This window comes from Sphingomonas sp. CCH9-E2 (assembly GCF_001557215.1).
Taxonomy (GTDB): Bacteria; Pseudomonadota; Alphaproteobacteria; order Sphingomonadales; family Sphingomonadaceae; genus Sphingomonas.
This window is the reverse complement of record NZ_LSJM01000442.1, coordinates 25,293-38,320: the sequence shown is the minus strand read 5'-3', so window position 1 is coordinate 38,320 and position 13,028 is coordinate 25,293. Positions and strand designations below refer to the sequence as shown.

Genomic DNA, 13,028 nt, shown 5'->3' with positions numbered 1-13,028 from the left:
CGGCTGTCTGCGCAGCCGCCCCTCCACCACCGGCTTCGCCGGCGGTCCCCCTCCCCTGCTGCGCAGGGGAGGAATGAATGGTCACCGCCGCGCCCGCGCCTGGGCCACGGCGCGCTTGAGCGTGGCTAGGTCGACCAGGCCCGGGACGAGATACGGGCCGACCATCATGCCCGGCGTGCCGGTCAGACCGAGCGTGCGGGCATGGGCGTTGGTGCGCGCGAGCAGCGCGTCGATGTCGCCGCGGCGCTGTACCTGATCGCGCTGCAGCCGGGTCCAGTCGATGCCAGCGGCGTCAGCGGCAGCGCGGATCTTGGTCGTGTCGATCCGCCCCGATTGCGCGATCAGCGCGCGGTGGAAGGCGAGGTGCTTGCCCTGAAAGCTTGCGGCGATGGCGGCGCGCGCGGCCGGGCCGGACCCGCCGCCGAGGATCGGCCAGTCGCGATAGACCACGCGGACCTTCGCATCGCTCGCCATCAGTGCGTCGAGCGTCGGGCTGAAGCGGCGGCAAAAGCCGCATTGATAGTCGGAGAAGACGACGATGGTGACGTCATGCCCGCGCGGCGCAACGGTCGGGGCGAGCGGGTCGTTGCGGATCTTTTCGCGGATCGCCTCGGCCGCGTCGCGGCGGCGGGTGTCGCCGGATTCGGAGACGCCCTCGTCTTGCGCTGCGGCGGAGAGCGGGAGGGCGAGCGCGAGCGCGAGGGCGGCGAGGAAAAGGGCTTTCATTTGCAAGGTCCTTGTGCCTTTTCAGCGGCGCTGAAAAGGGGTGCGGCACCGGCCCGCTCCCCCACACGACCACTCATCTAGGATACGCTGCTTGGGTGGCCGGGTGGGGGAGCGGGCCGGTGCCGCAGTCCAGCGCACGCTGGCCCCACTCAGCGCAAGCGCGCGGTCATCAGGAAGCGTTCGCGGCTTTCCGCGGCCTTGCGGCGCAATTCGCTGATCTCGCGCTCTTCGGTCGCGTCGAGCATCGCTTCGAGCAGGCGGTTGAAATGCTGGCGCATCGCGATGCGCGCGGCGCCGGAGTCGCCGATACGCAGCGCATCGACGATCGCCGCGTGCTCGCGCTGGCGGGTGCGGCCGTCATGCTGGCAGACGCTGGCATAGGTGGTGCGCACTTCGGGCATTTCGGTGCGCATGCGCCAAAGCTGCTTGATCACATGGATTACCGCCTGATTGCCCGAAGCCGAGGCGATCAGCAGGTGGAATTCCTGATCCGCCGCGGTCGATGCGGCATCGTCAGTGTCGTCGCGCCCCATGATCTCGAGCAGTTCGTCGAGCCGGGCGAGCGTGTCCGGGGTGATCGTCGAGGCCGCGAGCGCCGCGGCCTCGCTTTCGAACAATGAGCGTGCCTCGGTCAGTTCGAACGCGCTGACCTGGGGCGGAGTGTCGGTCGCGGCGGGCTTGCCGTCGGTGACATAGACGCCCGAGCCGGTCTTGATGACGATGCGGCCGATCGCCTGCAGCGCGATCTCCGCCTCCCGGATCGTCACGCGGCTGACGCCGAAGCGCTCGGCCAGCTCACGCTCGCCGGGCAAACGGGTGCCGGGGGGGAAGACGCCCTGATCGATCAGCGCAGTGATCTGATCGGCGATCCCCTGGTATAGCCGGTCAGCCATTGCGCTCCTCACCAATTCGCATGGCCCGATCCTTATTGGCTTCGCACCAAAGCGCAAGCGATGGGTTGCACGCGTCGCGAGCCCGCTCCCCGAATCGCCTACAGCCGGAACCTAGCGCCGATGAAGTAGCGCGGGCCGTAATAATGGTACTGCCGGATGCTGCCGACGACCGGCATGTCGGTCACCTTGGGCGAGTCGGTAATGTTGGTCGCTTCGGCGCGCAGCGAGATGTTGCGGTTGACGGTGAACGACGCGCGCAGGTCGACGGTGTCGTTGCCGCGGACGTAGCGCAGCTGCGTGTTGCCGCCGACAAAGTCCTGATAATAGCTCGACCGGTAGTTGTAGATCCCCTGCAGCGAGAAGCCGCCGATTTCATAATAGAGCTGCGCCGAGACGACGTGCTTGGAGAAGCCGCTGAGGCCCGCGGGCGGGATGATCCCTTCGGTCACATTGCCGGTCAGCGGGTCGAGAATGTCACCGAGGCTGATATCCTCATTCTCGAAATTGGTGTCGGCATAATTGTAGCTGATCTTGCCGCCGAACCCGTCGAGCGGCTTGGGCAGCCACGAGAAGCGGTTGGCGAGCGTGACTTCGATGCCCCACAAGCGGCTCTTGCGGTCGCTATTGGCGGTCTGGATCACCGGCACGCTGACATTCTGGCCGCCGATCGTGAAATTCTCATTGGTCACGAACGGGATGAAGCCGCCGCTGAACTCCTTGAAATACAGCGTCGCGGCGAAGATCGAGTCGCGGTTCGGATAATATTCGAGCGCGATATCGCCGTTCCACGACATCAGCGGCTTGAGCGCCGGGCTGCCATTGGCGCGGATTTCATTGATGGCGTCGGCGATGGTGGTGCCGCTGGAATCGAGCACGAAGGTGCGGCCGGCGCCGAGCGCGCTGGGCGCGGGGCGCGAGAGCGCGCGATAGGCGGCGGCGCGGAGCAGCAGGCGGTTCGGCTCAAGCTCGAAAATCGCGTTGACGCTGGGCAGGACGCGCGTGGTCTGCGCCTCCAGCGTCACCGTTTCGAACGTGCCGGGCGTGGGCGTCAGCGTGACGGTGCCGTCGGGATTGTTGACGACGGTGAACGCGCTGCGCAGGCCGATCGAGGTCAGCTGGGTATTGACCACGCGCACGCCGAAATTGCCGCGCACCGGCATGTCGCCCAGATCGCCGGAATAATCTGCCATGGCATAGCCGGCGAGAATCGTCTCGGTGACGTCGCGATTGGCGGGCGAGCGCAGGTCGGCCGGGCGGCCAATATCTTCGGTCCCGGTATATTCGCGCGTCAGGCAGATCGGGTCGAACGTCGCCCAGCTGGTGATGGTATTGCCCTGCGCCTGCTCCAGGAACCCGGTCTGGGGGAAGGCGGTGCGGCAGAGCGTGTTGATGCGCGCGTCCTCACGCCCGGCGGCCGGCGGACCGGAGGGATTGAGCGTCAGTTCGTTGCGGACGTCGTAATCGGTGAAGGTCTGTTGCGACCAGCGACCGCCGACCGCGATGTTGGTGATGAAGCCATCGAGCTTGTAATCGAGGTCGAGGCGCGCGCCCCAGATCTCGTTGCGGCGCTGGCTCTCGTCCCGGCGGACGCGCGCGTCATCCCAGAACAGCGCATGATTGTTGAGGTCGAGCCGCGGGTCGAAGGTGATCGTCGGCGCGAAATTGCCCGGGAGCACCTCAAAGGTATAGGGCACGCGCATGCTGTTGGTCGCGAACGGCGCGGTGGCAAAGAAATTGCGGTTGCCGTTCATGTCGAACGGATCGGTGCGCAGGCGGACCTGCTTTTCGATTTCGGTGCGGATCGTGCGCGAATAGGCACCATCGAGTTCGACCGTCAGCCGCTCGCCGCTCCAGCGCAGATTGGCGCCCGCGCCGAGATACTCTTCCGACCGCGACAGGTTCGACCCGGTCGATTCGAGCGCGCTGAGCCCGTTCATCCGCTGGATCACGCCGTTTTCGTCATAGACGACGTTCGTCAGGCCGTAGCGCATTTCCGAAATGTTGAGATCGCGGCGCCGCTCGACAAAGGTGCGGTCGGACCATTGCGCGTCGAGATTGAGTTCGAGCCGGTCCGAGAATTGCCACTGGATCGCGCCGAATACCGCATCGCGCGTGTCGGTTTCGCTGATCTGGCGCCACGCCATCGCATTGGGGGCGAGGAAGAAAGGCGTGCCCGCCGCCGCCTGGGGGCGGGTGACCGGGGTGCAGTTGTTGTTGGCGACGACGATGGTCGCGTTGCACGCGGTCCAGGTCGAGCTGCCCGCCACGGTTTCCTCGGGATTGTTGGTGTCGTTGCGCTGGACGCCGATCGCGATGCCGACTTCGCCGAGGCCGCCGAGCTGATACTGGTCGACATAGGACAGAGTGCCGCGCCAGCCCCAAGCGGACGATCCGGTGACCTTGTCCTGATAGGGGCTGTAGTTCGCCTTGATCTCTCCCTGCACGCGCATCTTGCCGAAATCGAGCGGGCGCAGCGTGCCGATATCGATCGTGCCGGCGACGCCACCCTCGACCAGATCGGCCTGCTGGGTCTTGTAGATCTTGATGTTGTTGACCAGCTCCGCCGGGAACTGGTTGAAGTTGACCGCGCGGTCGCCCGAACCGTTGGTGGCGTCGCGACCGTTGAAGGTCGAGTTGCTGAGAAACGGGCCGAGGCCGCGCAGCGCGATTTCGGATGCGCCGCCCTTCTCGCGGTGCGTGGTCGCGCCTGTGATCGTCTGGATCGCCTCACCCACCGACAGTGCGGGAAGATCGCCGATCTCGTCGGTCGACAGCGCGTCGACGATCGCGGTCTCGCGCTTCTTGACGTCGATCGAGGTGCGTAGCGTTTCGCGGATGCCGGTGACGACGACCTCGTCCTCCGCCGTAGGTTCGGCGTCCTGCGCCCAGGCGGGCGCGGCGAAGAACAGCGGCGCTGCGGCTCCGGCGAGCAGAATGGTGCGAAATGCGCGCGACGTGCGGGCGGCGTGAACGAGCATGGCCATCGGCCCTCTCCCCAAAGTTTATCTTATTGCCGGATTGGTCGCCGGTCAGGGCGATTCTGTCAACCGTTTATTTAGTCCTATTGCTGCAAATTGGTCCTACCAGTTGGTCAGGGCACAAGTTGCGAGGCGAGTGCCGGGACGGCGCGGGCAAGGTCGTCGGCCATCAGCCGCGCGAACACCCCTGCCCCGGTTTCGCCGAGATGCGTGTAATCGAACTTGCGCGTGTGCTGGCCGCGCGCGCCGCCGGGGCGGGTCGGCAGGTCGGGTTCGCGCGCTTCCTCGGTCGAGCGCTGCTTGAGCGTCGTTCCCGCCTTGGCGGCGGCGCGTTCCTCTGCGGTCGGTTCGGCCTGGGCGAGCGCCATCGAGTCTTCGGCGCCCAGCTTCTGCACCACGGCGGCACTGCGGCGGTTGAGGTCGACCAGCGGCGTCTTGGTCGCGGCGGCGACCTTGCGCACTTCCTCCGACCATTCGTCGAGATTGTTGTCGAGCTTGCCGTTCTTGAACACGCGGCGGGTCAGCGGGGTGACGAGCACGGGGATCGCCCCGGCGGCGCGGACTTCCTCGACCATTTTGGTCAGGTTCGCGGGGAATTCGGTGGCGCGGTCGGTCCAGCGTTCGGGCGCGCTCGACTGGTCGTTATGGCCGAACTGGATCAGGACATAGGTCGCCTTGTAGCCCGGCACCTTGGCCTCGGCCAATGCGATGTTCCAGCCGCCTTCCTGGCGATAGCTGCGGGTCGAACGCCCGCCGCGCCCGACATTGAGGCAGGCGACCGAGGATTTGACGTGGCGCGCGCAGAATATCGACGCCCAGCCGCTCGCCACCGCCATGGTCGAATCGCCGACCAGCACGATCTTGTACGGCTGAAGCGGCGGCGCGTCGATGCGCTCCTTCGTCTGCGCCCTGGCGATGGCAGGAGCCAGTGCGAGGGCGACGGCAGCGAGCGCGGCGGTGGCGAGCGCGCGGGTCATGAGAAGGCGAGTCCCCCGTTGATGTCCATGTTGAGCCCGGTGAGGAACGACGCCTCGTCGGACGCGAGGAAGGCGACGGCCGCCGCAACCTCGTCCGGATGGCCTTCGCGGCGCAGCGGGGTGTTGCCGGCGACGGCGGCGCGACCTTCGGGCTTCGAGAAGATGTCGTGGAAGCTGGTGCCGATCAGGCCGGGGCACAGCGCGTTGACGCGGATCCCCTGCGGCCCCAGCTCCTTGGCCCAGCCGCGCGTTAGCGTGGTCAGCGCGCCCTTTGACGCGGCATAGATGCTCGCGCCCGGCCCGCCGCCGTCGCGCGCAGCGAGCGAGGACAGGTTGACGATCGCCGACCCCCTGGCGAGGTGCGGAAGCGCGGCCTTGGTGACGAGGAAGGCGGACTTGAAATTGAGGTCCATGACCGTGTCGAAGAACGCCTCGTCCATGTCGGCCAGCGTCTTGCGCGCGACCATGCCGCCCGCGCAGTTGACGAGGACGTCGATCGTGCCGCCGAACTGAGCCGCTGCGGCGATCAGGCCCGCGACATCATCGGCCTTGGTCACATCGGCGCGGTGGAGCAGTGCGGTGCCGCCTGCGGCCTGAACCGCCGCCAGCGTATCCTGCGCCGCCGCTTCGTCGCTGCGATAGTTGATGACGACCTTTGCGCCCTCTGCTGCCAGTCGCAGCGAGATCGAGCGGCCGATATCGCGGCCACCGCCGGTGACGATGGCGAGCTTGTCCTTGAAACGCATTTATGCCCCTTGGTCTTGAGTGTCGGGTTGGACGGGCGCGATGCGTCCGCCGATGAAGATGCAGATCAGCGACAGCGGCACGAGCGCCGCGCCGAGGATGAAGATCGGTGCGAAGCTGACCTTGGTCATCGCGGGAACGAGCCAGGTGGTGATCAGCGTGCCGGCGACCGCCGCGGTGCCGCTGATCCCGGCGAGCGAGCCGACTGCGCCGCCACCGAACCAGTCGCTGGGAAGCGTCTGGATATTGTTGATCGCGACCTGAAAGCCGAACAGGATCGCGGCGATCAGCAGCACGGCGTAGAGCGGCGTCGCGGCGCTGGCGGTGAGCAGCAAGGCGGGCAGCATGATGATGCAGCCCAATGCGATCACGCTCTTGCGCGCCCGGTCCGTGCTCCAGCCGCGCCGGATCAGCCGACCCGACAGCCAGCCGCCCGACAGCGACCCCGCCATCGCGCCGACGAACGGCACCCAGGCGAACATGCCGATCTGCTTGACGTCGAAGCCGAAGCTTTCGTTGAGGTAGATCGGCAGCCACGAGACGAACAGCCACCAGATCGGATCGAGGAAGAAGCGGCTGGACATCACCGCCCAGGCCTGACGATGGCGCAGCAACTGGCCCATGGCGGGGGCGTAGCCGGTGGGGTGGGTCCCACCATGCTTCTCGTTCGCGCCGAGGATATGTTCGCGCTCCGCCTTGCTCAGCCAGGGGTGAGCGTCGGGATCCGACTTGTACACCCAGTTCCACGGGAGGAGCCACAGGAAGCCGAAGATACCGATGATGACGAAGGTGGTGCGCCAGCCGACAAAGCCGAACAGGATCGCGATCAGCGGTGCCGAGACGATCGCGCCGAGCGAGGCGCCGGCGTTGAAAATCCCCTGAGCAAAGGCGCGTTCGGAGCGCGGGAACCAGGTGGCGTTCGCCTTGGCCGCGCCGGGCCAGTTACCGGCCTCACTGACGCCGAGCGTCGCGCGCAGGATGCCGAGGACGAGCATCGAGCGCACCAGGCTATGCGCCGCAATCGAAATCGACCAGACGACGATCGAGATGGCAAAGCCCATGCGGGTGCCGACCACGTCGAAAATCTTGCCGAAGATCGATTGGCCGAGCGCGTAGAAGACCATGAAAATGGTCACCAGCAGCGCATAATCTTCCTTGTCGGCGCCGATGTCCTTGGCGACTTCGGGCCACATCACGGCGAGCGCGTTGCGGTCGATGTAATTGATGACCGTCGCGATCGCGATCAGGCCGATGATCCACCAGCGGAACCCGGATTTCATTTGCTCTCTCCATCGAAGCGGCCGACCGGGCCGCTCCAGTCGAGCTTGCGCCCGTTCATAGTGACGCTGTGCGCCTTGCCCGCGCTGGTGTCGGTGGCGATGACGATCAGGATCGTCTTGCCGCCGGTCAGGGTGATCGTCGCGACGCATGCGCCGGCGGTTTCGGTGAGGGCGAGGCCGGCCACGCCGCTGCGGCTGCCGGTCGTGGTCTCGGTCGCGGCGTCGTAGCGACCATGCGGTTCGAGCAGGCTGAGGAAGGCGGCGTCCCCTGCCCCGCTCAAGCGCTGGATCAGCACCGGTTCGCGGCGCAGGTTGAAGCGCGGGTCGTTCGCGCCGCTTTCGGCGACGATCAGCTGCGCGCCCGGCGTCGCCATGCGATAGCTGTAGAAACGGCCCTGATTGATCCAGGTGACGCGGCCCTGGCCGTTCGCCAGCGGTCCGGTCGCATCGACCCAGAGGTGCTGATAGCCATTGGCCTTGCCTAGCACCGGACGGGTCGTGACGTTCGACGCGAGCTTGACGTCGGTGTCGATGATGTGGCCGGCGAAATGCAGCGGCAGGTCATAGGTCGCCTTGCCCGCATTCTTCACCGTCATCAGGTCGAGGACGAGCGGGGCGTTCTTGCCCATATCGATTTGCACCAGCGCGCGGCGGAAGGTGATGCCGGGATAGGCGCCCGCCATCTCGCCGATGCTGAAGCGCAGCGGGCCGTCGCCGACGAACGCCAGTTGGGTCGGCGCGACTTCCTCGGCGGGTTTCAGCTGCCCGTCGAAATGGCTGGTTTCGTTGACCACCAGCGTGTTGTGGGCAACGGTCTGCTTGGCCCAGCTTTCGTTCTCAGGAAGGTAGCGGCCGCCCTCCTTCGCCTCGATATTGAGGAAGCGCGCGGCGCCGTAATCGGTCACGACCGCCTGGCCATTGTCGTAGAGCAGCCAGTTGAGCTTGTCGAAATGGCCATGGCCCATGCCCTGGGCGGTGTTCTTGGCGACCACGACCTGCGCGTTTTCCTGCGGGCCGGAGCGCAGGATGGCGAGCGCGCCGTCGGTGCCTTGCGGCCCGTCGCGCAGCAGCGTGGAGGCGAAGGCGAAGGGCTTGGCCTTGCCCGCCGCGATATCGCGTGCGACCGCGAACCCCTCGGGCGAGAGCGCGACCTTGTTTTGCCACTTTGCGATGTCGAGCAGCCCCGCGTCGCCCGTCGCGGCATAGCCGATGGCGACGCCCTGATAGAGCTCCTCGGTCTTGAGGCTCTTGTCGGGCATCGAATCGTTGATCGGGAAGAAAGTGCCGCCGTAACTGGTCTGGATCGCGGTGCGGATCGCCTTCAGCACGATGCCGTCGCGATAGGCGAAGATCTTGCGCTGCGGCTCGTTCGCCTCGATTGCCTGTGCGAACACGACGAAGGGCTGGAGGGCGTAGCGCTGATAGTATGGCCCTTCGGCATAATAGCCGTCGGGGGAGAAGAGCAGGTCGAGCTGGCGCAGGAAGCCGACCTTGCCGCTGCGGTCGCTGCCCTTCAGCGCCTGTTCGACCAGTTGCGCGTCGCGCAGCACATAGCCCGCCATGCCGACCCCGGCATTGGCCCAGGTCGAATGATTGTGGATCCGATCGAAGGTCCGCGCCTCGCTGGTCAGGAACGCGGCCATGCGGCGGAAGACCTGCTCGTCGATCGTTTTGCGCTCGCCGGGGGTCAGGTCGGCGCGGACGGCGTCGTAACCCTGGATCGCATGGACCAGCCAGACGCTGTCATTGAGGCTCTGCCAGAACAGGCGGCCGGGCACCTGATCCGACGCGGCGGGATGGTTGGCGAGATTAGGATAGAGCTTGGCATAGGCGAGCAGCAGGTCGCGGACATAGTCGGCATATTGGCGCTCACCGGTCAGGCGGTAGAGCGCGCCGGCCTGCTGGATCAGCTTGTAATTCGCCTTGTGCCGTTCATGCGTCGGGCCACCGCCGCGATCCTTGGGGGTCGGCACGTCGATCCCGGCGCGGATGCCGACATCGACCGACTTGCGCGCGGCGGCGAGTTCGCGCGCGAACAGCGGAGCGCTCCCGGCCCCGGCGGCCATGGTGCGCCAGGCGTCGAGGCTGGTGAGGACCGGCGCGGTCGCGGCGTCCTGTGCAAAGGCGGGTGCGGCGCTGGCGAGGAGCAGTGCGGCGAGCGTGGTGCGGATCATCGCAGCGCCTCCATCTGATTGTCCGCCAGCACGATGTCGGGCGTCCCCTGCGGATAGAGGCGGGTGATCGCCGGTTCGGGCGTCGCGGCGAAGACATTGGCGGTGATGCGGATCACCGGCGCGCCGACGCTGTTGGCGATGGCGATGCCCTTGGCACGCTCGAAGCGGTTGCCGGCGATCGCGACATTCTGCACGCCCGAGAGGCGGACCGCGCCGCCGCCGCTGACGCGGTTGCCGGTCATCGTAAACCACGGGCCGAAGGTGCTTTCGTCCGTGCCGAGCCGGGCGACATCGGCGATGGTCGCGACATCGGTGAAGTCGCTGTCGGCGATGGTGATGCGCTCGGCGCTGTAGAGGCCCTTGCGCCCGGTTTCGGCAGCGGCGGCGACGACTGCGCCCGAGACGTTGACGAAGGTCGAGCGGCGGATGTCGATGTCCTCGGCAAAGGTGCCGGGGGTGGTGGCGATCACATCGCCCGCGCCGCGCACCGCCACGTCGGACAGCAGCACATGATAGTTCAAAATGCTCACCGACTGCGGCGCGCGGATGAGAGCGACGCGCTCCGCAGTCGGTGAGGCAGCGGCGGCGGAGAGGGTGACGCCGCTGAGGTTGAGGCTGCCGCCGGGGGTCAGCTGGAACAGGGTCGGCGCGGCGCTTTCGATGATCGCGCTGCGCGGGCCGGAGACGGTGAGGCGGTGACCGACCGGGATCGGCGCGGTGACGCGGTGCGTGCCGGGGGCGACGCGGATCGTGTCGCCGGGGCCGGACTGTGCGACTGCCTGTGCCAGCGCACCCGGCGCGGCGTCGAGCGTGCGGCCGGTGCTGACGGGGGCGTCCTTGGGATACCAGGACGGGCCGGCTTCCTCACGCTTGAGCATCACCAGGTCGCGCGGCGCACCGACAGCGGCGAGCGCGGGATCGGCGGGATAGAGCAGGCCATTGGCGGCGCGGACGAGCTTGATGTCCGCCTGGACGAAGCCGGTGAACCCCTTGGGCGCCGGGCCGGACTGGACGTTGCCCGCCATGGCGATGCCCGCCGCGTCACCCTCGACCCGGACGATGTCCTTGCCCGTTGCGGTGTAGATCAGGTTGTTGGCGAAGCGGCTCGACACCGGCGGCGCGCTGCGTTCGGCGTCCGCGCCCGCGCCGAAGGTGATGCGACCGGCATCGACGATCGAATTGCCCTCGATCACCGCATTGGCGACCTGATGATAGCGGTTGATCGCCGAGTTCGGCACGCCGTGCATCACCGCAATCGCGCTGAGGAAGCCGGTACCGGTGACGCCCTCCAGATAATTGTGCCGGACGACCTGATCGCGGTTGATCACGCGGATACCCCCGGTCGAGGCCTTGCCGCGGCCGAGGAAGATGTTGCGCTCGACCAGATTGCCGTTGCCGTGGCGCAGCACGATCGCGCCTTGCGATTCGACGACCATGTTGCCGCGGATGATGTTGCCGCCCGATTTGACCGAGACGATCTCGACCTCGCCATCACAGCCTTCGAACCAGTTCTTCTCGATCAGGCTTTTCGAATCGCTGAGCGACTCGTCGCTGGTGCCGACGCGGATCGTCTCGCCGCCATTCGAGCCGAGCGGCGGGCGGGGGCCGAAGAAATTATGGTCGATGCGCGCGCGGTTTTCGCCGGGCTGACCCTTGGGACGGATCACCGCGAGGGTGACGCCGGCATTCCCCTTGCCCGCGAACCAGCTGTGGTCGACGCGGTTGTCGGCGCCATAGATCGCGACCCAGATATCCTCGGCGCGGCGATCGGGGTTGGTGAAGTGATCGACCACGATGCCGGTGAGGCGGGTGTGCGATGCGGGCGTCTTCGAATCGCGGCGCAGCGCGATCAGCTCCTTGGTCGGGGAGTAGCCGTCGCGGAAGACGAGGTTGGAGACGACCAGATGTTCGCCGCCAATGCGCAGGTTCGACTGGCCCGACAGGATCACTCCGCCGGGCGTCTGCGCGGTCAGGGTGATCGGCTTGTCGGCAGTGCCGCGCCCGGTGAACACGATCTGGAAATCGCGCCACACGCCATCGCGCAGGATGATGCGGTCGCCGGGCTTCGCCTGTTTGACCGCAGCGGCATAGGCTGCCGGGTCCGCGACGAGATGGTCCGCGGCGACAGCGGGCAGCGGGGCCGCCACAACCGCACAGGCAATGAGCGCCGCAATCCGCATCCCGATCCCCTCAATCTGTTCTCTATACCCATTGGACTAACCAATTGGTCGGAACACTTCAAGGGGGCTTCATACCATTTCGTCGATGTGTGGTTTCAGCAGGGCTACCCCCGCTCGACAATGCCGAGGTCGAGTTTCTCGCCCGCCGCGCCGCGCTCGTAGCGCGCGGCCATCTCCTCATGCGCGCGGCGCACCGCCGGGTCGGCCGCGGCAGCGGCGCGGGCGCGTTCCTCGGCCGCACGGCTGCGATAATAATCGAGATCGGATTGCATGGCTGTCCTCCTGTCACGCGGGAGGGTAGCGCTTGGACGCGGCCGATCCGGCTAACCGATGTTAAGTCCCGTCACAGCGGGTCGGGGTCGAGATAGAGGTAGTCGGGGTCGAATTCGGCGATCGCGCGCAAAGCCGCCCAGTCGGTGATCTCGACCCGCCCGGCGCGGAAGGTGACCACTCCCATTTCGCGCAGCCGCCGCAGCGAACGGTTGACGTGGACGGCGGTGAGGCCGCGGCATTCGGCCAGATCAATCTGGCTGAGGTTGAGCGCATAGCCGCTGGCGTCGCCAAGCCCGACCAGTTGCAGCCGCACCTGCACCTCGCAGAACAGATGCGCGATCCGCGCGAGTGCGTCGCGCACGCCCATCGACAACACCCATTCGCGATGCATCGACGCGTCGAGATTGGTCGAGAACCAGTAGAGCCGCCCGAGGCGCGGAAAGCGCTCGATCAGGTCCGCGATGCGGCTATGGGCGACCATGGCGACGCGGCACGGCGTCAACGCCATCAGCACATGATCGAGTCGTTTCAGCGTGAAGCTGTGCAGATCGGCAAAATCGCCAGGGACGTGGAGCGCGGTCACCTGACGCTGGCCATCGCGCAGATCCTTGTAACGGGCGGCAATGCCGTCGAGGATCAGCGTGCTGTGGTCGAGCCGGACGCCCGCCTCGATGAAGACACTGTGCGTTGCCACATCCCGGGCGGGGCCGATGGTCGCGCGGATCGCCTGCTCCTCCTCGGCGCTGAGCGGATGCCGGGCGCGGATGCGGGCGATGTGGCGGGCGATCATTTCGGTCACGGCC

Annotated in this window: 10 protein-coding genes; all 10 read right to left on the bottom strand. The window is 66.9% G+C overall.

From position 1 onward, the window contains the following. Nucleotides 1-81: 81 nt before the first annotated feature. The 10 genes from AX681_RS19990 to AX681_RS19950 all read right to left on the bottom strand — a co-directional run bounded on the left by AX681_RS19990 (nucleotide 82) and on the right by AX681_RS19950 (nucleotide 13,015). Nucleotides 82-726: a DsbA family protein gene (locus tag AX681_RS19990; RefSeq protein WP_066665099.1), complete on the bottom strand. Its 645-nt coding sequence runs from the start codon at nucleotides 724-726 to the stop codon at nucleotides 82-84. Nucleotides 727-875: 149 nt separating this feature from the next. Next, entirely contained in the window at nucleotides 876-1,619 is a 744-nt protein-coding gene (locus AX681_RS19985) for a FadR/GntR family transcriptional regulator (RefSeq protein WP_066665101.1), read from the bottom strand. Between the two features lie 98 nt (nucleotides 1,620-1,717). Continuing rightward, nucleotides 1,718-4,603 carry a TonB-dependent receptor gene (locus AX681_RS19980; RefSeq protein ID WP_066665102.1) on the bottom strand — a complete coding sequence of 962 codons (2,886 nt, stop codon included), beginning with the start codon at nucleotides 4,601-4,603 and terminating at the stop codon, nucleotides 1,718-1,720. A gap of 107 nt (nucleotides 4,604-4,710) precedes the next feature. Next, nucleotides 4,711-5,574 carry a rhamnogalacturonan acetylesterase gene (locus tag AX681_RS19975; protein ID WP_066665104.1) on the bottom strand — a complete coding sequence of 288 codons (864 nt, stop codon included), beginning with the start codon at nucleotides 5,572-5,574 and terminating at the stop codon, nucleotides 4,711-4,713. Beyond that, complete coding sequence (locus AX681_RS19970) at nucleotides 5,571-6,320, bottom strand: SDR family NAD(P)-dependent oxidoreductase (RefSeq protein WP_066665106.1); 750 nt, start codon at nucleotides 6,318-6,320, stop codon at nucleotides 5,571-5,573. Before AX681_RS19970 ends, AX681_RS19975 begins: the two co-directional genes overlap by 4 nt. Further along, complete coding sequence (locus AX681_RS19965) at nucleotides 6,321-7,598, bottom strand: MFS transporter (RefSeq protein WP_066665109.1); 1,278 nt, start codon at nucleotides 7,596-7,598, stop codon at nucleotides 6,321-6,323. After that, entirely contained in the window at nucleotides 7,595-9,772 is a 2,178-nt protein-coding gene (locus tag AX681_RS19960) for an alginate lyase family protein (protein WP_066665112.1), read from the bottom strand. The genes AX681_RS19965 and AX681_RS19960 overlap by 4 nt, the downstream gene beginning before the upstream one ends. Further along, a complete protein-coding gene (locus AX681_RS19955; RefSeq protein WP_066682678.1) occupies nucleotides 9,769-11,952 on the bottom strand; it encodes a polysaccharide lyase 6 family protein in 2,184 nt (727 codons plus the stop codon). Before AX681_RS19955 ends, AX681_RS19960 begins: the two co-directional genes overlap by 4 nt. A gap of 104 nt (nucleotides 11,953-12,056) precedes the next feature. Then, nucleotides 12,057-12,224: a hypothetical protein gene (locus AX681_RS22185; RefSeq protein WP_156442738.1), complete on the bottom strand. Its 168-nt coding sequence runs from the start codon at nucleotides 12,222-12,224 to the stop codon at nucleotides 12,057-12,059. Nucleotides 12,225-12,295: 71 nt separating this feature from the next. Next, entirely contained in the window at nucleotides 12,296-13,015 is a 720-nt protein-coding gene (locus tag AX681_RS19950) for a Crp/Fnr family transcriptional regulator (protein WP_066660122.1), read from the bottom strand. Nucleotides 13,016-13,028 lie beyond the last annotated feature (13 nt).

Excerpts from the sequence above, each read along its gene's own strand:
- AX681_RS19975 (WP_066665104.1), bottom strand. The coding sequence starts at position 5,574 with ATGACCCGCGCGCTCGCCACCGCCGCGCTCGCTGCCGTCGCCCTCGCA.
- AX681_RS19950 (WP_066660122.1), bottom strand. The coding sequence starts at position 13,015 with ATGATCGCCCGCCACATCGCCCGCATCCGCGCCCGGCATCCGCTCAGC.
- AX681_RS19970 (WP_066665106.1), bottom strand. The coding sequence starts at position 6,320 with ATGCGTTTCAAGGACAAGCTCGCCATCGTCACCGGCGGTGGCCGCGAT.
- AX681_RS19985 (WP_066665101.1), bottom strand. The coding sequence starts at position 1,619 with ATGGCTGACCGGCTATACCAGGGGATCGCCGATCAGATCACTGCGCTG.
- AX681_RS19955 (WP_066682678.1), bottom strand. The coding sequence starts at position 11,952 with ATGCGGATTGCGGCGCTCATTGCCTGTGCGGTTGTGGCGGCCCCGCTG.
- AX681_RS22185 (WP_156442738.1), bottom strand. The coding sequence starts at position 12,224 with ATGCAATCCGATCTCGATTATTATCGCAGCCGTGCGGCCGAGGAACGC.
- AX681_RS19990 (WP_066665099.1), bottom strand. The coding sequence starts at position 726 with ATGAAAGCCCTTTTCCTCGCCGCCCTCGCGCTCGCGCTCGCCCTCCCG.
- AX681_RS19965 (WP_066665109.1), bottom strand. The coding sequence starts at position 7,598 with ATGAAATCCGGGTTCCGCTGGTGGATCATCGGCCTGATCGCGATCGCG.
- AX681_RS19980 (WP_066665102.1), bottom strand. The coding sequence starts at position 4,603 with ATGGCCATGCTCGTTCACGCCGCCCGCACGTCGCGCGCATTTCGCACC.
- AX681_RS19960 (WP_066665112.1), bottom strand. The coding sequence starts at position 9,772 with ATGATCCGCACCACGCTCGCCGCACTGCTCCTCGCCAGCGCCGCACCC.